This is a genomic window from Sinorhizobium garamanticum, from assembly GCF_029892065.1.
Taxonomy (GTDB): domain Bacteria; phylum Pseudomonadota; class Alphaproteobacteria; order Rhizobiales; family Rhizobiaceae; genus Sinorhizobium; species Sinorhizobium garamanticum.
This window is the reverse complement of record NZ_CP120373.1, coordinates 264,130-286,155: the sequence shown is the minus strand read 5'-3', so window position 1 is coordinate 286,155 and position 22,026 is coordinate 264,130. Positions and strand designations below refer to the sequence as shown.

Annotated in this window: 24 protein-coding genes; 15 read left to right on the top strand and 9 right to left on the bottom strand. The window is 61.5% G+C overall.

All coding sequences use genetic code 11. From position 1 onward, the window contains the following. Positions 1-9 precede the first annotated feature (9 nt). The 7 genes from PZN02_RS01430 to rnhA all read left to right on the top strand — a co-directional run bounded on the left by PZN02_RS01430 (position 10) and on the right by rnhA (position 5,470). Positions 10-612 carry a cytochrome c oxidase assembly protein gene (locus tag PZN02_RS01430; RefSeq protein WP_280659874.1) on the top strand — a complete coding sequence of 201 codons (603 nt, stop codon included), beginning with the start codon at positions 10-12 and terminating at the stop codon, positions 610-612. Between the two features lie 64 nt (positions 613-676). Continuing rightward, positions 677-1,555 (top strand): cytochrome c oxidase subunit 3, encoded by an 879-nt coding sequence (locus tag PZN02_RS01425; RefSeq protein WP_280659873.1) that lies wholly within the window; start codon positions 677-679, stop codon positions 1,553-1,555. 75 nt (positions 1,556-1,630) lie between these two features. Then, positions 1,631-2,014: a DUF983 domain-containing protein gene (locus tag PZN02_RS01420; protein WP_280659872.1), complete on the top strand. Its 384-nt coding sequence runs from the start codon at positions 1,631-1,633 to the stop codon at positions 2,012-2,014. Beyond that, on the top strand, positions 2,007-2,795 hold the full coding sequence (locus tag PZN02_RS01415; RefSeq protein WP_280659871.1) for an SURF1 family protein: 789 nt from the start codon (positions 2,007-2,009) through the stop codon (positions 2,793-2,795). Before PZN02_RS01420 ends, PZN02_RS01415 begins: the two co-directional genes overlap by 8 nt. A gap of 158 nt (positions 2,796-2,953) precedes the next feature. Continuing rightward, positions 2,954-3,964: a 4-hydroxy-3-methylbut-2-enyl diphosphate reductase gene (gene ispH / locus PZN02_RS01410; protein ID WP_280659870.1), complete on the top strand. Its 1,011-nt coding sequence runs from the start codon at positions 2,954-2,956 to the stop codon at positions 3,962-3,964. 67 nt (positions 3,965-4,031) lie between these two features. After that, positions 4,032-5,012: a homoserine kinase gene (locus PZN02_RS01405; protein WP_280659869.1), complete on the top strand. Its 981-nt coding sequence runs from the start codon at positions 4,032-4,034 to the stop codon at positions 5,010-5,012. Continuing rightward, positions 5,009-5,470, top strand: coding sequence for a ribonuclease HI (rnhA, locus tag PZN02_RS01400; RefSeq protein ID WP_280659868.1), 462 nt, complete (start codon positions 5,009-5,011; stop codon positions 5,468-5,470). The genes PZN02_RS01405 and rnhA overlap by 4 nt, the downstream gene beginning before the upstream one ends. 41 nt (positions 5,471-5,511) lie before the next feature. Here the strand turns inward: rnhA and PZN02_RS01395 are convergent, their stop codons facing one another. Further along, entirely contained in the window at positions 5,512-5,997 is a 486-nt protein-coding gene (locus PZN02_RS01395; RefSeq protein ID WP_280659867.1) for a peroxiredoxin, read from the bottom strand. A gap of 72 nt (positions 5,998-6,069) precedes the next feature. Then, the gene (locus PZN02_RS01390) at positions 6,070-6,927 is read right to left on the bottom strand and encodes a protein-disulfide reductase DsbD domain-containing protein (protein WP_280659866.1); all 858 of its coding nucleotides are present in this window, start codon (positions 6,925-6,927) and stop codon (positions 6,070-6,072) included. A gap of 165 nt (positions 6,928-7,092) precedes the next feature. Between PZN02_RS01390 and PZN02_RS01385 the strand changes: the two genes are divergently transcribed. Both PZN02_RS01385 and PZN02_RS01380 read left to right on the top strand, forming a co-directional pair. Further along, positions 7,093-7,698, top strand: a complete 606-nt coding sequence (locus tag PZN02_RS01385) for a YqgE/AlgH family protein (protein WP_280659865.1) — start codon at positions 7,093-7,095, stop codon at positions 7,696-7,698. Positions 7,699-7,812: 114 nt separating this feature from the next. Beyond that, complete coding sequence (locus PZN02_RS01380) at positions 7,813-8,877, top strand: zinc-binding metallopeptidase family protein (protein ID WP_280659864.1); 1,065 nt, start codon at positions 7,813-7,815, stop codon at positions 8,875-8,877. A 27-nt stretch (positions 8,878-8,904) separates the two neighbouring features. Here the strand turns inward: PZN02_RS01380 and PZN02_RS01375 are convergent, their stop codons facing one another. The 4 genes from PZN02_RS01375 to thrC form a co-directional block, all read right to left on the bottom strand. Continuing rightward, a complete protein-coding gene (locus tag PZN02_RS01375; protein WP_280659863.1) occupies positions 8,905-11,817 on the bottom strand; it encodes a sensor domain-containing phosphodiesterase in 2,913 nt (970 codons plus the stop codon). Continuing rightward, positions 11,817-12,428 carry a GNAT family N-acetyltransferase gene (locus PZN02_RS01370; RefSeq protein WP_280659862.1) on the bottom strand — a complete coding sequence of 204 codons (612 nt, stop codon included), beginning with the start codon at positions 12,426-12,428 and terminating at the stop codon, positions 11,817-11,819. The genes PZN02_RS01375 and PZN02_RS01370 overlap by 1 nt, the downstream gene beginning before the upstream one ends. A 257-nt stretch (positions 12,429-12,685) precedes the next feature. After that, positions 12,686-13,987 (bottom strand): M16 family metallopeptidase, encoded by a 1,302-nt coding sequence (locus PZN02_RS01365; protein ID WP_280659861.1) that lies wholly within the window; start codon positions 13,985-13,987, stop codon positions 12,686-12,688. A gap of 15 nt (positions 13,988-14,002) precedes the next feature. Next, positions 14,003-15,400 (bottom strand): threonine synthase, encoded by a 1,398-nt coding sequence (gene thrC, locus PZN02_RS01360; protein ID WP_280661574.1) that lies wholly within the window; start codon positions 15,398-15,400, stop codon positions 14,003-14,005. A gap of 394 nt (positions 15,401-15,794) precedes the next feature. Between thrC and PZN02_RS01355 the strand changes: the two genes are divergently transcribed. Next, positions 15,795-16,340, top strand: coding sequence for a hypothetical protein (locus PZN02_RS01355; RefSeq protein ID WP_280659860.1), 546 nt, complete (start codon positions 15,795-15,797; stop codon positions 16,338-16,340). 83 nt (positions 16,341-16,423) lie between these two features. Here PZN02_RS01355 and PZN02_RS01350 read toward each other — a convergent pair whose 3' ends face one another. Both PZN02_RS01350 and PZN02_RS01345 read right to left on the bottom strand, forming a co-directional pair. Beyond that, positions 16,424-17,530, bottom strand: a complete 1,107-nt coding sequence (locus PZN02_RS01350) for an ABC transporter substrate-binding protein (RefSeq protein ID WP_280659859.1) — start codon at positions 17,528-17,530, stop codon at positions 16,424-16,426. Between the two features lie 216 nt (positions 17,531-17,746). Further along, positions 17,747-18,442, bottom strand: a complete 696-nt coding sequence (locus PZN02_RS01345; RefSeq protein WP_280659858.1) for an HAD family hydrolase — start codon at positions 18,440-18,442, stop codon at positions 17,747-17,749. Positions 18,443-18,622: 180 nt separating this feature from the next. On the opposite strand from PZN02_RS01345, the gene PZN02_RS01340 reads away from it, so the two are divergent. From PZN02_RS01340 to PZN02_RS01330, 3 genes are all read left to right on the top strand, one after another. Continuing rightward, positions 18,623-19,291 carry a GntR family transcriptional regulator gene (locus PZN02_RS01340; protein ID WP_280659857.1) on the top strand — a complete coding sequence of 223 codons (669 nt, stop codon included), beginning with the start codon at positions 18,623-18,625 and terminating at the stop codon, positions 19,289-19,291. A gap of 209 nt (positions 19,292-19,500) precedes the next feature. Then, entirely contained in the window at positions 19,501-20,094 is a 594-nt protein-coding gene (locus PZN02_RS01335; protein ID WP_280659856.1) for a biotin transporter BioY, read from the top strand. Beyond that, entirely contained in the window at positions 20,091-20,540 is a 450-nt protein-coding gene (locus PZN02_RS01330) for a DUF1284 domain-containing protein (RefSeq protein WP_280659855.1), read from the top strand. The genes PZN02_RS01335 and PZN02_RS01330 overlap by 4 nt, the downstream gene beginning before the upstream one ends. Before the next feature lie 15 nt (positions 20,541-20,555). Here the strand turns inward: PZN02_RS01330 and PZN02_RS01325 are convergent, their stop codons facing one another. Then, positions 20,556-21,236, bottom strand: a complete 681-nt coding sequence (locus PZN02_RS01325; RefSeq protein ID WP_280659854.1) for a winged helix-turn-helix domain-containing protein — start codon at positions 21,234-21,236, stop codon at positions 20,556-20,558. 72 nt (positions 21,237-21,308) lie between these two features. On the opposite strand from PZN02_RS01325, the gene PZN02_RS01320 reads away from it, so the two are divergent. Then, complete coding sequence (locus tag PZN02_RS01320) at positions 21,309-21,629, top strand: NIPSNAP family protein (RefSeq protein WP_280659853.1); 321 nt, start codon at positions 21,309-21,311, stop codon at positions 21,627-21,629. A 4-nt stretch (positions 21,630-21,633) separates the two neighbouring features. Next, positions 21,634-21,993: an antibiotic biosynthesis monooxygenase family protein gene (locus tag PZN02_RS01315; protein WP_280659852.1), complete on the top strand. Its 360-nt coding sequence runs from the start codon at positions 21,634-21,636 to the stop codon at positions 21,991-21,993. Positions 21,994-22,026: the final 33 nt, after the last annotated feature.

The following is a 22,026-nucleotide window of genomic DNA, read 5'->3' as shown; positions in this document are numbered from 1 at the left end:
AAGCCGCGCATGACCAATAGCCCGCAGTCGACCCGGAAAGAGCGCGCAAACGGCGTGATCGTCGGCACCTGCGTTGCCTTCGTGGCAGGCATGGTGGGCATGGCCTATGCCGCAGTGCCGCTCTATGACATGTTCTGCCGGGTTACGGGCTATAACGGCACGACGCAGCGGGTCGAGCAGGCCTCGGACATCATCCTCGATGAAAAGATCAGGGTCACGTTCGACGCCAATACGTCGGGCCTGCCGTGGGAATTCAAGCCCGTCCAGCGCGACATTGACGTCAGGATCGGCGAGACGGTGCAGGTCAGCTATCGGGCCAAAAATCTGTCGTCGAAGCCGACGACCGGCCAGGCGACCTTCAACGTGACACCGATGGCGGCAGGCGCCTATTTCAACAAGGTGCAGTGCTTCTGCTTCACGGAAACAACCCTTCAGCCGGGCGAAGAGATGGAGATGCCGGTCGTCTTCTTCGTCGATCCGGAGATCGTCAAGACGGTCGAGACCAAGGGCATCAAGACACTTACGCTGTCCTACACCTTCTACCCCCGCGAGCCGTCAAAGCCGCTCGCTGAAGTGAAGGCTAAGGCGGGGGAAGCTCAGAACAAACTTTGACAGAGACGCCGTTTCGGCTATGCCGGGCGGGCGACAAGAGAAAGACCTATCGGGGATTACTGACATGGCCGATGCGCATCAGAAGAATCACGACTACCACATCATAGACCCGAGCCCATGGCCGTTGCTCGCCTCCATCGGCGCCTTCATCATGGCTTTGGGCGGCGTTGGCTTCATGCGCTATGTCGCCGGTGGTTCGTTCAAGCTGTTCGGTGCGGAGCTTGCCAATCCCTGGGTCTTCTTCATCGGCTTGGCGCTCGTGCTCTACACGATGTTCGGCTGGTGGTCGGACACGATCAAGGAAGCGCATGAGGGACATCATACCCGCGTCGTGTCGCTGCACCTGCGCTATGGCATGATCATGTTCATCGCCTCGGAGGTGATGTTCTTCGTAGCCTGGTTCTGGGCCTTCTTCGATGCGAGCCTCTTTGCAGGCGAAGCGATCCAGGCCGCGCGCACGACCTACACCGGCGGCGTCTGGCCGCCGAAGGGCATCGAGGTGCTCGATCCGTGGCACCTGCCGCTTTACAACACCGTAATCCTGCTGCTGTCCGGCACCACCGTTACCTGGGCGCACCACGCGCTGCTGCACAACGACCGCAAGGGCCTCGTCTACGGTCTGACGTTGACGGTCCTGCTTGGCGCACTGTTTTCGTTCGTCCAGGGCTATGAATATGCGCACGCGCCGTTTGCGTTCAGGGATTCGATCTACGGCGCCACCTTCTTCATGGCGACCGGCTTCCACGGTTTCCACGTTCTGGTCGGCACGATCTTCCTGCTGGTCTGCCTGTTGCGCGCAATGCGTGGCGACTTTACTCCGAAGCATCACTTCGGCCTCGAGGCAGCTGCCTGGTACTGGCACTTCGTTGACGTGGTCTGGCTGTTCCTCTTCTTCTCGATCTATATCTGGGGTAGCTGGGGTGCGCCGGTCGCCCACGGCTAACAGGCCGGCGAAGGTGTACTGAATTCGGGGCGGCCTGCGGAAATGCGGCCGCCCCTTGCATTTGGAGGTTGAGCAATGACTGACGACAAGGCGCTCTATCCGCCGGTCGATCCGATCTTGACTGGCATCAAGGGGCACTGCCCGCGCTGCGGCCAGGGTCAGCTTTTCGATGGCTTCCTGAAACTGCGCCCGGTTTGCAGCAATTGCGAACTCGACTATCGCTTTGCCGATTCCGGCGACGGACCTGTGGTCTTCGTCATCCTGGTCGTCGGCTTCATCGTCGTCGGCGCGGCGCTGTGGATGGAGGTCAACATCAATCCGCCGCTGTGGCTGCATTTCCTGCTGTGGATACCGCTAGCAACGGTCCTTAGCCTCGCTCTCACGCGGATGCTGAAGGGCGTGCTGATCAATCTGCAATACCGGCACAGCGCGCGTCCGGGTGAGATTGATCGTGGTTGAGAAGCGCAAGCCTGAGGGGCGCGGCCGCCTCGGCAAGATTGCCGGCCTTTTCCTGGTGGTTGCGGCTCTTGGCGTGCTTTTGTCGCTCGGCACATGGCAGATGCAGCGGCTTCAGTGGAAGGAGGCACTGCTGACCGCGATCGCGGAGCGGCGCACGGCGCCGCCGGTCTCGCTCAAGGAAATCGAGACGATGGCTGCTGCGGGCGAGGACATCGACTACCGCACCGTTCGTGTATTGGGCACCTACGATCACGGCAAGGAGCGCCATTTCTTCGCCACCCACGAAGGTCGCACCGGCTACTACGTCTTCACCCCGCTGATGCTCGAAGATGGCCGCGCCCTTTTCGTCAATCGCGGCTTCGTGCCGTTCGAGAAGAAGGACGCGTCGGTGCGCCCCGACGGGCAGGTTGCCGGAACGGTAACGGTGAACGGGCTTGCCCGCCCGAGACTTTCGGAAAAGCCTTCCTCTCTCGTTCCCGATAACGACGTCGCCAAGAACATTTTCTACTGGAAGGACCTCGACGCGATGGCGGCCGCGGCCGGTATTGCGACCGGTCGTCTTGTCCCCTTCTTCGTGGACGCCGATGCCTCCCCAAATCCAGGCGGTCTGCCGATCGGCGGCGTCACGCAATTCGACTTGCCGAACAACCATCTGCAATATGCCGTTACGTGGTACGGCCTTGCAGCTGCGCTCGTGGCGGTGAGTGGCGTTTACTTCTATCGCCGCAGGCGGCAGCCCAATCAGGAAAATTCCGCTTCCGACGTCGGATCCCGGACATGAGGCGCATGCGATCTTGTCCGGCGATCCGAGCCGGGACGCGGCATTTGCTCGGTTGAAGGTGTTCTTCCTTGTGTGCGTTGCCGTTGCCGCTATATATGGCGCATGGCCGGGTTAGCCCGGCTATGTTCGCCCCTGTTTGTTCTACAGTTTCGTGACTCATGGCCTCATCCGCGGCAGCAAAATCTCCGGTTACCATTCGCCTCTGCGGCCCGCGTGGCTTCTGCGCCGGCGTTGATCGGGCGATCCAGATCGTCGTTCTGGCGTTGAAAGAGTTCGGCGCGCCGGTCTACGTCCGCCACGAGATCGTGCACAACCGCTATGTTGTCGAGGGGCTTGAGGCCAAGGGTGCGATCTTCGTCGAGGAGTTGGACGAGATTCCGCCGGAGCATCGCAAGCAGCCGGTGGTCTTTTCGGCCCATGGCGTTCCGAAGTCCGTGCCGGCGGATGCGGATGCGCGCAATCTCTTCTATCTCGACGCCACCTGCCCGCTTGTGTCGAAGGTGCACAAGCAGGCGATGCGTCACCATCGGCTGGGACGCCATGTCGTGCTCATCGGTCATGCTGGGCACCCGGAGGTTATCGGCACGATGGGCCAACTGCCCGAGGGCGCCGTGTCGCTTGTCGAGACCGTCGAAGACGCGGACGTCTACGTGCCGCCGGATCCCGATAATCTCGGATTCGTGACCCAGACGACGCTGTCGGTCGACGACACCGCCGGCGTAATCAAGCGGCTGCACGAGCGCTTCCCGAATCTGACTGCGCCGGCGGCCGATTCGATCTGCTACGCGACCACGAACCGCCAGGAAGCGGTAAAGCAGGCGGCACTGGGCTGCGACTTGTTCCTGATCGTCGGCGCGCCGAATTCGTCCAATTCCAAGCGCCTCGTCGAAGTGGCGCTGAGAGCCGGCGCAAAGAAATCGGTTCTGGTCCAGCGCGCGTCGGAAATCGACTGGGAAGCGATCGGGGACATCTCTACGGTCGGCCTGTCGGCAGGCGCGTCTGCGCCGGAAGTCATCGTCAACGAAATCATCGAGGCGTTCCGCGAGCGTTACGATGCGGTGGTAGAGCTTGCCGATACGGTCGAGGAAAATGAGAACTTTCTCGTCAACCGGGAGCTCCGCCACGTCGAATTGACCACCGCCGACATGGCTTTCGTCAACGGCGAATAATCAAAGCGCGGTGTTCCGCCCGCGGCTGCTCCAACTACCCGAATTGCGTTTCTGAAAGTGGCGAACCTTGGCAGTTTATACCGACATCACGGAAGACGATCTGATCCGTTTTCTGGCAGCCTATGACGTAGGTGCCCTGACCTCCTACAAGGGCATTGCGGAAGGGGTCGAAAACTCGAACTTCCTTCTCCACACGACCAAGGGCTCTTATATTCTCACGCTTTACGAAAGGCGTGTGAACGCGGACGATCTGCCGTTCTTCCTTGGCCTGATGCACCATCTGGCCGAACGGGGGCTGTCCTGCCCGCTGCCGCTGCCGCGCGCGGACGGCGAGCTTCTGGGGGAACTGTCCGGCCGTCCGGCCGCCGTGATCTCCTTCCTCGAAGGCATGTGGTTGAGAAAGCCCGAGGCGCAGCATTGCCGTGAAGTCGGCCGCGCACTTGCAGCCATGCATGTCGCAGGCCAGGATTTTCCTTTGAAGCGCGCCAACGCGCTCTCGGTTGCTGGCTGGCGTCCGCTCTGGCAGAACTCGGAGGCCCGTGCCGATGAAGTGCAGGCCGGCTTGAAGGATGAGATCGCGGCGGAGCTGAGCTATCTGGAGGCACGCTGGCCGAAGAACCTGCCGGAAGGCGTCATCCACGCCGATCTCTTCCCCGACAACGTCTTCTTCCTTGGCGATCGCCTATCGGGCCTCATCGATTTCTATTTCGCCTGCAACGATTTCCTTGCTTATGACGTCGCCGTCTGCCTGAATTCCTGGTGCTTCGAGAAGAACGGTTCCTACAACATCACCAAGGGCATGGCGCTGCTGTCGGGTTACCAGAGTGTACGAAGGCTGACGGCAGAAGAAGTGGCGGCCCTGCCGTTGCTTGCGCGGGGGGCAGCCCTGCGCTTCTTCCTGACCCGCCTTTACGACTGGCTGATGACGCCTCCCGGCGCACTCGTGGTGAAGAAGGATCCGCTCGAATACCTGACGAAGATCCGCTTCCATCGCGCTATCCTGTCGAGCGCCGAATACGGCCTCACGCGTCAAGAGGCATCGGCATGAAGCACGTCGACATCTTTACCGATGGCGCCTGTTCGGGAAATCCCGGCCCGGGCGGCTGGGGTGCAGTGCTTCGCTACGGCGACGTCGAGAAGGAAATGTCCGGTGGAGAGGCCGAGACTACCAACAACCGCATGGAGTTGCTGGCCGCGATCTCGGCGCTGAATGCGCTGAAGCAACCCTGCGAAGTCGATCTTCACACTGACAGCAAATACGTCATGGACGGCATCTCCAAATGGATTCACGGCTGGAAGCGCAATGGCTGGAAGACCGGGGATCGGAAGCCGGTGAAGAATGGCGAGCTTTGGCAGGCGCTCGATGAGGCGAGGGGACGCCACAAGGTGACCTGGCATTGGGTCAAGGGCCATGCGGGACATCCGGAGAACGAGCGCGCGGATGAGCTCGCGCGCAAGGGCATGGAGCCGTTCAAGAAAGCGCGCCGCCCGGATATCGTCTCATAAGAAACGGGCCGGACCCGGCCCGTTTGATTGATCCGAGCTTTTCAAAGCTGCTCCAGCATGGCGGCCGCGCCCGAAACGGTCGCCTGACCGGGGGAGTCCTCGACGTTCAGCGCCTTTACCACCCCGTCTTCGACCAGCATCGAGTAGCGCTTGGAGCGGATGCCGAGCGTACCAGCGGATAGATCGATATCCATGCCTAGCGCCTTCGTGAAAGCGGCATCCCAGTCCGACAGGAAGTGGATTTTGCCCAAGCCGCCGGACGCGGTTGCCCAGGCGCCCATGACGTGCAGGTCATTGACCGCGACCACGGCAATGTCGTCGACGCCGCGGGCAAGGATCGCGTCGCGGTTTTCGAGATAGCCGGGAAGGTGATTGAGCGAGCAGGTGGGCGTGAAGGCACCGGGAACGGCAAAAAGAACGACGCGTTTGCCTTTGAAGAGCTCTTCCGTCGTCACCTCAACCGGGCCGTCGGCAGTCTTTTCCTTGAAAGTTGCGGTGGGCAGCTTGTCTCCGACGGAAATAGTCACAGTTCTCTCCCTGATATGAACGAGTTCGGTGCGATGGGAGCGACCGAACGCGTGAGGGACTATAGGTCGCGATCAATCAAAGGCAAGGGTCGTTTCCATGCTCCGGCTGCCAGCGCGCACAGTCAGTGCAATCGGCTTTCCCTTGATGTTCTTGTCCTTCCCCGAGAGCTTTACCGGGATGTCCGCGGTGCGCTGAATGCCCGTTTCAGCTCCGAAGGCCGGCTCGCCGAAGCTCATGCCGGAGGGGCCGGCGAGAAAGAGATCCGGCTGACCAGTCTTTGCCTCCGGAGGTAATTGAAGGCGGAGCCGGATCGCTCCAGCCTCTGCATCGAAGCTTGCTGTCGTGACGTTGAAATCGGTCGACGGGGCTTGCGGCAGGGCCGCCACGGCATCGGCGATGCGTGCCCTGTCGAGCGGATTGTCGAACTCGCCCTTCTTGAGGACAAGGTTCAGTTCGCCTTGGACCGGGATGCAGATGTCCTCGCAGATGCCCAGGAAGACGGACGCGCGGAGGGCGAGGTCGCCGTCGCCACGTGTTCTCTTCAGCGCGAGCGGGAAGGTGACGGGGGTGTCATACCCGACATAGCGCGCCGGTCCTTCACCGAAGGTCCTCGGTGCGGGGAAATCGATGCCCTTCAGAACAACGCCAGAGGAGGGGTCGATCGTAATCTGTGGGGGTATTCCGCTTGCCCCCGGATTGCGCCAGTAGGTCTTCCAGCCGGGTTTGAGCTTGACCTCGAGAATAGCCGGTATGGTGCCGTCCGCTTCGGGCTGCGCGGCGACGAGACGGATGGCGCCACCGGCCGACGTCACCCATTCGCTGGCGGCCGCATGCGATTTGGCGGGAGGAAAAAATAGAAAAAATAAAGGCAGAAGACTTGCCGTGGCGGCGCGTTGGACCATCTTCTCTACTGTGGGGCGCGTGGTCATGGGTTAAGCATTACCGCTCTTCGGCCCGTGCCGCCAGCCACCGCTGCCTATGCCGGCGATCATAATCGCTTGATCGGCACGCGGGAGCGGCGTGCGTGCAAATTTTCGCAGCCGCCACGTAGAGGCGCTTTTCATTTCGTGACGAATTGGTAGGCTATACCCATTATGGCGACAACGGTGCTGCACAAGACACGCGAGCGTGGTTTCCTTGACGGTCAATTCCTGATCGCCATGCCGAGCATGTTTGATGCCAATTTTGCCCGCACAGTCATTTTCGTCTGCGCCCATTCCGAGGACGGGGCGATGGGATTCGTCCTCAACCGGCCCCAACGGCTGACCTTCCCGGATGTGCTCTTGCATCTGCAGATCCTTGACGAGGAGGAGGCGATCCGCCTGCCCGCAACGACAAGGGAATTTCAGATACAGGCAGGCGGTCCGGTCGAGACCGGCCGCGGCTTCGTGCTGCATTCTGACGATTATTTGAGCGATTCCAGCATTCCCGTCAGCGATGACATCTGCCTGACGGCAACGCTCGATATCGTCCGAGCCATTTCGCGTGGCGAGGGACCCCTCAAGGCGACGATGCTGCTTGGTTATGCAGGATGGGGGCCCGGCCAACTCGAGAACGAGATCGCCCAGAACGGCTGGCTGACTTGCCCCGCACGCGAGGAGCTGATCTTCGACCGCGCCTTGGACGAGAAATATGACCGGGCGCTCGAGCTGATGGGCGTCAGCTCCGCGATGCTTTCCACGGATGCCGGCCACGCTTGACGGTGAAGCCGGTCGCGTTGCCGACCCTGGGGAACCTCTCCAGCCCTGTTTCGTTACCGAGCGCAGTTCCCGCTCGTGACGCATGCTGTGTTAACCCGTGCAGCCGGTGGCTCTATGAAGCTCTTCCAGTGCAGCAATTGTGGCCAGCCGGTCTATTTCGACAACCGTGTCTGCGTCGCCTGCGGCGGCCAACTTGGCTTTCTCCCCGAACAGAGTGCGATGTACACTGTGGTGCCGGCTGACGGCAAACTCTGGCAAAGTGCTGCGCTGCCGGACAGAAGCCTGCGGTTTTGTGCCAATGCAGCAACCGACGTTTGCAATTGGATGCTGACCGACGCGGAATCGGGTTCCTATTGCATGGCATGTCGTCACAATCGGATCGTGCCTGTGACCGGTAGGCCCGAAGGGTTGCGGCGATGGCAGCGCATAGGGCAAGCGCAGCGGCACCTCTTCTATTCGCTGATCCGGTTGAACTTACCTCACCCCGATCGCAGCGAAGATCCGGAAGCTGGCCTGGTTTTCGATTTTCTCGCCGACGAGCTTGATGACGGCGGAAACGTCGTCCCGGCGATGACCGGTTACGAGGACGGTGTGATCAGATTGCGCGCCGTTGAGGCCGATGACGAGACACGCGAAAGCATCAGGGTGTCGATGAACGAGCCCTATCGGACGTTGCTTGGCCACTTCCGCCACGAGATAGGACACTTCTACTGGGCTCAGCTTTTCCGCGACGACCAGACGCTGGCGGAGGGGCGAGCATTGTTCGGCGACGAGCGCCAAGATTACGCGGAGGCGCTGCGACGAAACTACGAGTATGGCCCGCCTGCGGACTGGCAGGACCGCTTCATTTCCACTTATGCAAGCTGCCATCCAGCCGAAGATTTCGCCGAATGCTGGGCGCATTATCTCCACATCGTGGATGCGCTGGAAACGGCGCGCGCCTTCGGTCTCTCGACTGATCCGAGCCATCGAGGAACGGCAGCAGAAGTGGACTTCGACCCCTATGCGGCGCAGGACGCACAGACACTCGTCGACGCTTGGATACCGCTCAGCGTAGCGCTGAACAGCATTCAACGTAGCATGGGGCAGCCCGACAGCTACCCTTTCGTGCTGTCGCGTCCGGTGATCGAAAAGCTCGATTTCATTGGGAAGTTGATACACACAAGGCGCCGCGCTTAGCTTTCGGCGTCCGCACCTTCGCTGATCTCAAGCCCTCTTCATCAGTGGAAACCGTTCCTTCAACAGACGCAGGATCGATTCCGATCCGACCGGCGGGCCGAAGAGGAAACTCTGGCCGTAGTCGCAACCCATCTGGGCGAGTTGGATCGCATCTTCTTCGGACTCGATGCCTTCGGCGACCACCTGCATATCGAGTTCGCGGGCCATCGTGATCACGGAACGCAAAAGGATGCCGCGCTTGTCGCTCGGGTCGCGCACGAGCGCCTTGTCGATCTTGATCGTGTCGAAGGGGAAACGCGTCAGGTAGGAGAGTGACGAGTGGCCGGTGCCGAAATCGTCGAGCGCCAGCCGCAGACCTGCCTCCTTGAGCTTTTCGAGGACGAGCCGCGCCTGTTCCGGATTTTCCATCACCAGCGATTCCGTCAGCTCCATCTTGACCTTCGCCGGATCGCAGCGGTTCTTGTTGAGCACCGCCCGAATGTCGTCATAAAGCTCGTTGTTCAGAAGCTGTGCGCTCGAAAGATTGATCGCCACGAAGATCGGCAGGTCGCCCGTCTGTATCTGCCAATCGGTGAGGTCGCTCGTCGCCCTGTCGAAGGCGAACATGCCAAGCTGATTGATGAGATCGGAATTCTCGGCGATCGGGATGAATTCCGTCGGCGAGACGTTGCCGCGCTTCGGATGATCCCAGCGCATCAGCGCCTCGAAGCCGGCGATTTCGGCGTCGTTGAGCCGGACGATCGGCTGGTAGACCAGCGAAAGTTCCTTGCGCTCGATCGCCCGCTTCAGGTCCGCCTCGAGCTGCAGGCGATCCGACCCGGAGGTTCTGAAGGCTGGACGGAACGGTTCGACACGGTTGCCGCCTGCCTTCTTGGCGCGGAACATCGCGAGCTCCGCGTCGTCGAGAAGGCCGGCTGCGCTCTGCTCCTGGTCGAGCCAGGAAACTAGGCCGATCGAGGCAGTGAGATTGATCTCGCGATTGCCGTAGTTGAGCGGGACCATGATCGCCTTGCTGACCGCATCGGCAAAATCGGCGATTTTCGCCGGATCGCGCTCGGACAGAAGGATCAGGCCGAATTGATCGCCGCCGAGGCGTGCCAGTGTGTCCTGCGGACGCAGCAGACGGCGCAGACGGCGCGTCAACGCGATGAGAATGTTGTCGCCGGCCGCGATGCCGAGCAAATCATTGACTTGCTTGTAGCGATCGATGTCGATCGCAAGAACGGTCGGTCGCACCGAGCCGGAGCCGTCGGCCATCAGCAGAATTGCCTGCAAGCGGTCGAGAAACACCTGTCTGTTCGGAAGGCCGGTCAGATTGTCGTGGAGCGCGTTGTGCAACAGCCGCTCGATCGAATTGCGCTGTTCGGTGATGTCGACGATGGTCCCGACGCAACGGATGATCTCACCGTTTGCGCCGAGCACCGGGCGCGCGCGGATCGACAGCCAATGATAGTGGCCATCTTCGGCGCGTACGCGAAATTCATGGTTCAGCCGGCCGCGCCTATGCTCCAGCAGCACGTCGAGCGTTGCGCGGAAACGATCGCGGTCGTCCGGGTGCAGGCGTGGCACCCAGTTCCGGACGGGGCCGTTCATCGTTCCGAGCGACAGGCCGAGCTGGTGCGAGATGTCCGGGATGGTCACGACGCGGTCGCGCGCGACGTCCCAATCCCACACGGTGTCACCCGATCCCGTAAGCGCGAGCGACTGCCGCTCCAGATCGGAGAAAAGACCTTGCTGATAAGCGCCGCCCGCGAAGGCATGCTGCATCACGGTGAAGCCGATCAAGAGCACGATCAGCACGAGGCCGCCGCCGAGCGCCGGCTGAACGATATCGTTGGCGAGCTGGCCGGTGACCGCGAGCCATGCGCCGAAAAGCCAGACAAGAATCAGAAGCCAGGCCGGAACCAGAAGGATCGCGCGGTCGTAGCGGTTGAAGCCGAGATAGGCGATCAGCACGATGCCGACGCTTGCCGTTAGCGCGAAGGAGAGGCGGGCAATGCCCGAGGCGATCGCCGGGTCATAGACCGCGACGCCGAAGAGCAGTGCCAGGCCAAGAATCCAGGCGAGCGTTGCATAGCCGAGATGCTGATGCCAGCGATTGAGGTTGAGGTAGGTGAAGAGGAAAACGACCAGTCCGGCCGCCAGGAAGACTTCGGTGCCCGCTCGCCATATTCGCTCGTCGCCGGCGGTGACGCTGATCAGCTTCGACAGGAATCCGAAATCGACGCAGATGTAGGCGAGCACTGCCCAGGCAAGCGCGGCCGTCGCCGGCAGCATCGAGGTTCCCTTGACGACGAAGAGGATCGTCAGGAATACCGCCAGAAGACCGGCGATCCCGAGCACGATGCCACGGTAGAGCGTGAACGCATTGACCGTGTCCTTGTAGGCATCGGGCTGCCAAAGATAGATCTGCGGCAGATCGGGAGTGGCAAGCTCGGCGACGAAGGTGATGACGGCGCCCGGATTGAGGGTGATGCGGAAAACGTCGGCCTCATCGCTCGGCTGCCGGTCGAGGGCAAAGCCTTCGCTCGGTGTGATGGACAGGATGCGCTGGGAACCGAGGTCCGGCCAGAACAGCTTTGAATTCACGAGCCGGAAATGCGGCGCGACGATCACGCGCTCGAGCTGCTCCTCGGAGACATTTGCGAGCGCGAAGACCGCCCAATCGCCCTGGTGGTTCTCGGTACTCGAGCGCACCTCGATGCGGCGCACTATGCCGTCGGTGCCGGGCGCCGTCGAAACCTGGAACGCCTCGCCCCTTCCACTATAGATCTCGGTCGTGGCCGTCAGATCGAGTGCCGTATCCTCGCGCGAGATCTTCACCGGTTCGAGCGCATGCGCGACGCCGCCGGCAAAGCCAATGGCGAAGACGACGAATGCGACCAGAAACGCCGCCAGCTTTGCGGCTGGTCGCGCGAACGGCTTAGAGGTTCGGGGCATCAAAGGGGCATATTCCTGTTCGGTACGGCGTCTGCGGACAGGAGGGAAAACATCAGATGGTCCCGCCACTGCCCGTTTATCTTCAAGTACTGTCTCAAATAGCCTTCACGCTCAAAGCCGGCCTTTTCAAGGAGCCGGATGCTCCGAGCATTTTCTGGAATACAGGCAGCTTCGATACGGTGCAACTCAAGGACCGAAAAGATGTAAGGGATCGTCAGTTTCAGCGCCTCGTACATGTGCCCCTGGCCCGCATATTTCTGCCCCATCCAGTAGCCGATCATGCAGTTCTGGGCAGCGCCTCGCCGGATATGTCCGATGGTGAGGCCGCCGAGGAGTGTTTCGTCCGGCTTGTGGAAAAGGAACAAGGGGACGGCCTGACCGGAGGCATATTCCTGCTCGTTGCGGATGACACGGCTGCGAAATGCGCTCTCGGTCATTTCGTCGGCACGCCAGCTGGGCTCCCACGGCTCCAGAAAGGCGCGGCTCTCGCTGCGCAGCTGATACCATTGGCGATAGTCGGCGTAGCGGGGGAGGCGGAGCACATAGTTCCGGTTGGCGATCTCGATCGACTCGGGCTGCCGCGACAGAAACCGAAAAACCGATCGTGCCATATATCCCTCCAGACCAGGATCGCGGCGGGGGCGGGCAAAAAGCCGTCTGGATTTTCCTCGTCCGTCCCAGCCGATTATGCGCGACGGGACGTATGCATCCCGTCAGCGACGCCGCCGATCAAGCCTTCCGGTTAGCGCCGCTACATTCTGAAACGTTGCACAACTTTGCGCTCGAATCGAATCCGATTTTCAGAAATTGTACAAGAAAAAACACTTCGGTTTCGCTGGGTTAAGCCGTTGCCCGGCGGCAGATCCGGTCAGATCGCCACGGCATGCGCCTCGGCGGCCTTGGCGCTGAGCGACGACAGGATGTCGCTCACGGGAGCCAGCCGTTCAAGCGGACCGATCGCCGACAGTGTCGGGACCGTATCGAAGAACAAGCGGCCGGCGAGATCGGTGAGGCGCTCCCTCGTGATGCCGGACAGCCGTTCCATCAATTCCTCATTGGGAATGGGGCGGCCGTAGAGAATCATCTGGCGGGCGATCTGTCCGGCGCGCGCAGCAGGGCTTTCCTGTCCCATGAGCAACTGCGCGCGGATCTGCGCACGGGCGCGCTCGATTTCCTGCTGCTCGATGCTCATCGATGATTTGCGCAGTTCGTCGACGATTACCGGCATCAATTCCGGCAGGTTTTCCCCGCCGGTGGCAGCATGGACACCGAAGATGCCGGTGTCGGAGAAGCCCCAGTGAAAGGCATAGACCGAATAACAGAGGCCCCGGTGCTCGCGCACTTCCTGGAACAGGCGCGACGACATGCCTCCGCCGAGAATGTTGGCGAGGATCTGCGAACAGTAGAAGTCGCGTGCGTGATAGGCCTTTCCCTCGAAGCCGAGCAGGACTTGCGCATCCATGAGATCGCGGCTCTCGCGGGTGTCGCCGCCGGTGTAATGCGCCGTATCGAGAACGGGGATGGAATGCGGCAGGCGCGGCAGGGCGGAAAAGCGTGTCTCGACCTCGCGTACGAAGGCGTCGTGCTCGACCGCGCCGGCCGCCACGACGAAGATCCGGTCGGTCGTGTAGTTGCGGCCGAGGTAATGGCGAATCTGGTCGGCCGAGAAGGACATGACGGTGTCCGGCGTGCCGAGGATCGGGCGGCCGACCGTCTGGTCGCGGTAGGCCGCCTCGGCGAAGCGGTCGAAGACGACGTCGTCCGGTGTGTCGTCGGCGGCACCGATTTCCTGCAGGATGACGTGTTTTTCGCGCCTGAGTTCCTCGTCCTCGAAGGTCGATTCCGTCAGGATGTCGGCAAGGATGTCGACAGCCAGCGGCACATGGTCCTTGAGAACGCGGGCATAGTATGAGGTCGTTTCGGTGGACGTGGCGGCGTTGAGTTCGCCGCCGACATTCTCGATCTCCTCGGCGATCTGGCGGGCGGTGCGCCGCCGGGTCCCCTTGAAAGCCATGTGCTCCAGCAGGTGCGCTATGCCGTGTTCATCCACGGTTTCGTTGCGCGAACCGGACTTGATCCAGACGCCGAGTGCCACGCTTTCGAGATGCGGCATTCGCTCGGTCACCACCGTCAGCCCGGAAGGGAGCTGGGTGCACTTAACTTTCATCATACGTTTCTTCTCGTTCTACTCCCGAACGCGGGTACGCTCGCCGATGAAGGTTTCGACGTTCTTAAGCTCCGGATCCAGGATATCGAAACGCTCCGCCCTATTCATGAGATCAGCAAGCCACGTTGGAAGCGCGGGGTCAATACCACTTGCCGATTTTACTGCGTCGGGGAATTTCGCCGGATGGGCCGTCGCGAGCGTCACCATCGGCGCAGAGGATTTCTCGTGTTTGGCCGCCACGAACACGCCGATTGCTGTATGCGGATCAAGGAGATAGCCGCTGTCCTCGAAAGTCTTGCGGATCGTCTTCGCCACTTCTTTTTCCGAGGCGCGGGCCGCGCGGAACTCCTTGCGAATTTTTTTCAGGGCACCGTCGTCGATCGCGAAGGAGCCCGATTGCTTGAGGCCTGCCATGGCAGCACGCACCTTGGCCGGATCCCGATCGTAAGCCTCGAACAACAGTCTTTCGAAGTTGGAGGAGATCTGGATATCCATCGATGGCGATGTCGTTGCCTTGACCTCGCGCATTTCGTATCGGCCGGCCTTCAGGGTGCGTGCGAGAATGTCGTTCTCGTTGGTCGCGATGATCAGCTTGTCGATCGGCAAGCCCATGCGCTTGGCGACGTAGCCTGCGAAGATATCGCCGAAATTGCCGGTCGGAACGGTGAAGGAAATCTTCCGGTCGGGGCCGCCGAGCGAGATAGCGGCGGTGAAATAGTAGACGATCTGGGCCATGATACGCGCCCAGTTGATCGAGTTGACGCCCGAGAGCTTGACGCCGTCGCGGAAGCTCCCGTCGTTGAACATCGCTTTGACCAGGTTCTGGCAGTCGTCGAAATTGCCCTTGATCGCAATCGCATGCACGTTCGCGGCCGCGGATGTCGTCATCTGCCGTTGCTGGACTGGCGAGACCTTGCCGTGCGGGAAGAGAATGAAGATGTCGGTGCGTTCTCTGCCTGCAAAAGCGTCGATTGCCGCGCCACCGGTATCTCCTGACGTCGCGCCGACGATGGTCGCCCGTTCGCCGCGCTCGGCAAGCACATAATCCATGAGGCGGGCGAGCAACTGCATGGCCACGTCCTTGAAGGCCAGCGTCGAGCCGTGGAAAAGCTCCAGCACGAAGGAATTTGCTCCGGTCTGGACGAGCGGCACGACAGCCGGATGCCGGAAGGTGGCATAGGCTTCGTCGATCATCTCACGAAACTTGGCGGCCGGGATTTCGCCGTTGGTGAAGGGCTCGAGCACGGCAAAGGCGATTTCCTGATAGGACTTGCCGCGCAGCGCCCGTATTTCCTTTTTCGAAAGCGTCGGCCATTCCTTCGGCAGATAGAGCCCGCCGTCACGCGCGAGCCCTGCGAGAAGTGCGTCGCAAAAACCGAGGGGCGCCGCTTCTCCCCGTGTCGAAACATATTTCACCGTCTTCACCCTTCGTCCTGTTTCCGCGAGAGCGCGACCGTATGAGAGGTCCGCCCAACCCGGCCGCCTTTTTGCGTCAATCCCCGACAAAACACCCCGTCAATCTTGTCACCCTGGCAATTCCGGCTGACCACGCTCTTCCGGAAATTTCTGCATGAGACGGCTGACTGGATCGATTTTTCAAAACGCCGCTGCTATAGACGATGCCCGTGGGCCTTGAAAGGGCCCTCGATCGATCCTTTTCGGTCTAGGGCCTGGCGGGCAGGGTTCAGGCGGTCTTCCGCCCCCGGTCGCCGCCTTAAACTATTGGAATCGATCACGATGATTTTGGATTGATCCAGTCCAAACTCATCGTGATCTGGTGTTTAACCGGGTTCAGCAGAGGTTGTATAAAGTGTTTGGCAAAGTATCTCGCCGTGTTCTCGCCGTATCGCTTCTTGCGGCGCTCGCCGGCTGCAACAAGACGCAAACTGGCGGTGCCATCGAATCTGGCGGCAGTGCGTCCGCCGCGACGCCTGCGGTAATACAGGCGGCCTGCCCTCAGGTTACTCTTCGGGACGGCACTTCCAGCTACCGCACCTATGCGAAGGGCGCTAAGGACGATCCGACCAAGGTTGTCTATCAGGCGTCACTTGCCGACACGACGCGCCAATGCGTGCAGAGTGAGGATACGCTCAAGGTGACGGTGGTGGTGCAGGGACGTGTCGTGGCGGGCCCCGCTGGAGGACCTGGCAAAGTGACCCTACCGATCCGCGTTGCCTCGACGGATGGGGAAAAGACGCTCTATTCCGAACTTACCCAATTTCCGGTCGAGATTCCGCAGGGCAGCGCCTCGACCCAGTTCGTTTTCACCAAGGCCGACGTCACGCTTCCCGCTGGTGCCGGCGCCGAAGCCAAGGTTTTTGTCGGCTTCGACGAGGGGCCGCCCCGGACACAGTGAGACCGCTGGACGGGATATCCCGCAGCACGCAACAAAAAACGCCGGGCATGCCCCGGCGTTTCCTTTCGTCCGTCGCCGTCCGCTTACTCTGCGGCGACGCTCTTGCCGGCTTCCCATTTGTAGAGCGAGAAGCTCGGAGAGGTGAGATCGCCGGTTTCGCCGTAGGTCAGCTTGCCAATGACGGTGTCGATCCCGTCGCCGGACTTGATTGCCGCCGCGACTGCGGTCGGGTCCTCGGCGGAGCCCGCCTTTTCGATGCCGGCCTTGAGGACCTGCACGGCGGCATAGGCGTTGAGCGTGAAGGCTTCGGCCGGGATGTTCTTAGCTTTGAGAGCCTCGATCGCGGGGGCGGCTGCCGGGTTGCGGGTCGCGTCGCTCGCATTGGTGTAGATCGTGCCGCTCGCCGCTTCGCCGCCGATGGCCCAGAACTCGGTGTTGGAGAGGCCGTCGCCGCCGAGAAGCTGTGCCTCGACGCCCTGGTCGCGCATCTGGCGAACGAGCAGGCCGCCTTCGGCATGATAGCCGCCGAAATAGACGACATCGACTTTTTCTGCCTTGAGGCGCGTGACGATGGCGCCGAAGTCCTTTTCACCAGCGGTCAGGCCCTCATAGACGACTTCGGTTATACCGCCCGCGTTGATCGCGGCCTTGAACCCGTCGGCAAGCCCCTTGCCATAGGCGGCCTTGTCGTGCAGCACGGCGACGCGCTTGTCCTTGAGGTTCTTGACGACATAGTCGGCGGCAACGACCGCCTGCTGGTCGTCCCGTCCGCAGGTGCGCAGCACGTTCCAAAGCCCGCGGGTCGTAAGATCCGGCGTCGTCGCCGTCGGTGTGACCATCAGGATGCCGTTTTCCGCGAGCACGTCCGATGCCGGCATCGAGGTGCCGGAGGTTACAGGGCCGACAACAAAGCGCAGGCCTTCGCCGGCGAGCTGGTTGGCTACGGATACGGCTTGCTTTGGTTCACCGGCGTCATCGACGATCTTCATGACGATCTTTTCGCCGTTGATGCCGCCGGCATTGTTGATCGCCTCGACCGCCGCTTCGGCGCCGCTCTTGACCTGTTCGCCGAAGGCCGCGACCGGGCCAGTGAGCGGAGTGATGACGCCAATCGTGATATCCGCGTGGGCGAGCGGTGCGAAAGCGACACCGGCCGCCAACGTCAAACCGGTCAATATCGAAAGACGCATAATTTTTCCTCCTTGGAATAAACGCTCATGGACTGCTTGTTATAGCCCTCGGGCGCAACGCGAAAACCATGATTTTCGAAGGAAGGTCATGCACAATCAATGCGGCATGGCGTCCTCGCGCGCCGAAATGGACGCGCCTCGATTACAACCCACGGGATTCCGTCCCAACGGCAGCCGGGGCGAAAAAGATTGATCCGATCGCACTGACGCGACGGGTCAGGCCGTCACGGACTCGGACCATTCGGCGAGCGCCGCGATCACGCCGGGCAGGACCGCCATGCGGGAAATCACCGTCTCCGCGCCAGCTTCCGTCAATTTGTCCGCGTGCGAGGGATAGGTATGGGCGCCGCCGGTGAAGCCGACGACCCGCATCCCTGCGGCGCGGGCGCCGTGAATACCATGTACCGAGTCCTCGATAACGAGGACGCGCGACGGATCGATGCCGAATTGGGCGGCACCGTGCAGGAAGATATCCGGCTTCGGCTTGACGCGGTCTGGGCCGAGATCACGTGCGGAATAGATATGTTTGCCGAAATGGTCCTTGATGCCGACCTTGCCGAGCATGATGGCAAGGCGCTCGGAGGTGGAGTTGGAGCAGACGCAATGCGGCAGCGTCAGTTGCATCAGCGCCGGCTTGACGCCTTCGATGATCTTGATGTCGCGGGCGAGCCGCTTGTCGAGAATGGCATCGACCTTGTCGATCAGCGATGCCGACAGCGGAATGCTCGCCTCCTTCTCGATCGCCAGCAGCGTGTTGTGCCAGGTCATGCCGGCGAAGCGCTCGGCCATTTGCTCGACGCTGATCGGGTAACCCGCTTCCGTCAGTAATCCGGCCTCGACTTCCGAGGCGATGATTTCCGAGTCGACGAGCACACCGTCGCAATCGAAGATAATGAGATCGATACCGGTCATTTGGGGGTCAGTTCCTTGGGAGAAATAATGCCAGCGGCAGGGGGAGGAGTCTGGATCGCGGCGAAAGCGACAGTCGAGCGAGCTTTATACGATGGCGGTCCAAAGCTCAACCTTTGGAAATTGCCCGAAGGGCATTCGAGCTTTCTCGACAGCGTCGGGATGCACCTCTATCTGTAGCGCATGAACAAGGAACGCGACGACACACTTGCGAGCCGCATCAGCCGCGTGCTTGCCGAAAGGATCATCTCCGGAGTGCTGCCGCCGGGCGAGCGGCTGCGGCAGGATCACGTCGCCGAGGAGTTCGGCGCCAGTCACGTTCCCGTGCGCGAGGCCTTTCGCCGGCTGGAGGCGCAGGGGCTCGCCGTGAGCGAGCCACGCCGCGGCGTGCGCGTCGCCGCTTTCGACCTCAAGGAGGTGCGCGAAGTCGCGGAGATGCGGGCGGCCCTGGAGGTCTTGGCGCTGCGTCACGCCGTGCCTCACCTGACGCCAGCGATCCTCGACAGGGCTGAGGAGGCAACGGCTGCGGCCGATAGTTCCCGGGATGTGCGCTCCTGGGAGGCAGCGAACCGTGCCTTTCACCGGATCATTCTCGAGCCCTGCGGTATGCCGCGCCTGCTCGCCGCGATTGACGATCTACATGCCGCAAGTGCCCGATTTCTCTTCTCAGCCTGGCGTTCGAGCTGGGAGGCACGCACGGATCACGATCACCGCGCCATCCTGGCGGCTCTCCGTCAAGGAAAGGGCGAGGAGGCGGCCGCCATTCTCGAGCGCCATGTCGGATGGATCGGCAAGACTCCGGTAAGGACGGCCGCAGGCGAAGTTCGCGAAGCTTTTTCTATCGTCGGTTAGCGCAGGCCCGATCGGGCTGTTTTTTCGGATTATCTATAATTCTCACGCGAGGCTCGCTGAGGGCGTTGCTCCGGTTAGTTCTCGGTCACCGAGCGGGGCGAATTCGTAGCCTCTGCCTCTTGATTACGCTCCAGTTTGCAGGTATCGGAAAAATTATAGATAGTTCCAAAAATTATCTATAATTCATCCATCCAAGTTTGGGAGAGCCCATGTCCGATCTCGTTTCTGCGCATTCGCCTGTCTTCGATCCGCTGCGTCTCGGCGACAAGGCGTGGCCGCTCAAGGCCCTGTTCGTGCTGGCCGGCACGGGCTTCCTTGCACTTTCCTCGCAGATCAGCGTGCCGATGGTGCCGGTGCCGATCACCATGCAGACCTTCGCAGTCACCATGATTGGCGTCATTTACGGCTGGCGTCTCGGCGTGGTCACGATCCTCGCATGGTTGGCGGAAGCCATCGTCGGATTGCCGGTGCTTGCAAACGGCGCGGGCGGCATTGGCCATTTCGCCGGTCCGACCGCCGGCTACCTCGTCTCGTTTCCGTTGATCGGCGGCCTTGCCGGTTGGCTGGCGGCACAAGGCTGGACGGGCGATCGGGTGGTGCTAAGCTTCCTCGCGCACTTTTCCGCCAACATCCTCTGCCTTGTTCTCGGTGCGGCGTGGCTTGCGACGCTGATCGGCCTCGAGAAGGCGGTCATGTTGGGCGCCGTCCCGTTCCTCATCGGTGCCGTCCTGAAATCAGCGCTCGCCGCCGCGGTTCTTAAGGCTATCCAGAGCTCCGGCCGTCAGCCGGTCGACCTGCCGTGACGGTTCGCCTGCGCGGGCATCATCTTTTGTGCCTACTGACTTTCGTGGGCGAGGGCTATACGCCCTCGTTCACCCGCAACTACCATGACGTTGCCGGTCGGCTTTCCGCCGGCGAGCCGATCGAGATCGTCGAAGGGCCGGACGATATCTGTGCGCCGATGTTGGGTCTGGCTGAGGCTCATTGCCGCAATGAGAATATCGGCTGTCGCGACAGCCGGGCCTTGGCTGCGGTAGCCGACCTGCTTGGGTTTCCGCTTGGCCCTGGCTCCGTTCTCATTCTCGACGACCGGCGCCTTCAGAACCTGCGCGGCGCCTTTGCGCTTGGTTCTGTTCGTGCCGCCTGTGATGAATGCGAATGGTCCGCCCTCTGCACGCGCATTGCGCGCGCTGGCTTTGCCGGCGCGGTCGTTCGAGGAGCGCCCTCTACATGCTTCCTTAAATCGTAGCCGATTTAAGAGCTCCTATTGCGGGAAGAGTTCTGAGAAGGCTTTTTCGCCGGAATCGGTAAAGTGAATCGCGCGGCTGTTCTGCTCGCGCCTCGCCCACCCCTTGTCGATGAAGAGGGTCAGGAGTGCCTCACCGAGCGAGCCGGCAAGATGCGAGCGACGCTCGCTCCAGTCGAGGCAGGTCCGGCAGATCGGTCGACGGGATTTTTTGAGTGCAGCATAATCGATGCCCAGGGCCTCGACGCGGGCCCGACCGGCATCGGTCAGCGCAAGGTCGTCGCCGGTCACTTCGATCTGGCGCGCGGCGACCAGGCTGTCGAGCATGCGCACCCCGTAGTCGCCGGCGAGGTGATTGTAGCAGACACGCGCCTTCCTGAGCGCCGGGTCCTTCGGTCCCGGACGATGACGCGTCAACCCGCGGCTCGCCGCAAAGCCCATGATACTTTCGAGCATCAGCCCGACCTCGTCCTCACTCAAGGCATAATAGCGGTGGCGGCCCTGCTTGCGCTGCGTGAGCAATCCGCCGGCCTCCAGCTTGGCAAGATGCGAGCTTGCAGTCTGCAGCGTGATTCCGGCATGCGTCGCAAGCTCCGTGGCCGTCAAAGCCTGGCCGCCCATCAACGCGGTCAGCATGTTGGCGCGCGCAGGATCGCCGATGAGCGAGCCGATCAGGGCGATGTCCGGACCTTCCTTCATACTTCGATCATAATCGAAGCATTCGCACCGGACAAGTCGGCATAGTTGCCTTCAACCAAGAAGGAGACGACCATGATCACCTGCTTCATCCGTTACGAGATCGACCCGTTCCGCAAGGACGATTTCGCAACCTATGCCCGCAATTGGGGCGAAGCCATCCCCCGCTGCGGTGCCGATCTCATCGGTTATTTCGGCCCGCACGAAGGCTCGGCGACGACCGCCTTTGGCGTCTACAACATCGAAAGCCTCGCTGCCTACGAAGCCTATCGAGCGCGGCTTGCCGTCGATCCGCTCGGGCGCGAGAATTACGAATTCGCCCGGCGGGAGCGTTTCATCCTGAAGGAGGATCGCATCTTTCTGAAGAATGTCTCTCTGCCACTCGGAAAGGAGTGATGCGATGATCGCTGTGATTTTCGAAGTCCTGCCCGCCGAGGGCAAGCGCGACATCTATCTTGGGCTTGCCGCCGATCTGCGACCGCTGCTGGACGGTATTGACGGCTTCATATCGATCGAGCGGTTTCAGAGCCTTGTCGATCCGAACAAGTTGCTGTCGCTTTCCTTTTGGCGAGACGAAGCGGCGGTAAAGGCCTGGCGCAACGGTGCCGAGCATCGGGCCGCACAGGAGGCAGGCCGGCGTGGAGTCTTTGCCGACTACCGGCTGAGGATTGCTGCAGTCGTCCGGGACTACGGCCTCAACGATCGCGATCAGGCGCCGCCGGACAGCCGCCAGTGGCACGATCGAGCCGAGACGACTTGAGAAGAGCGCTCTGCGGGGCCGGCCACTGAACGA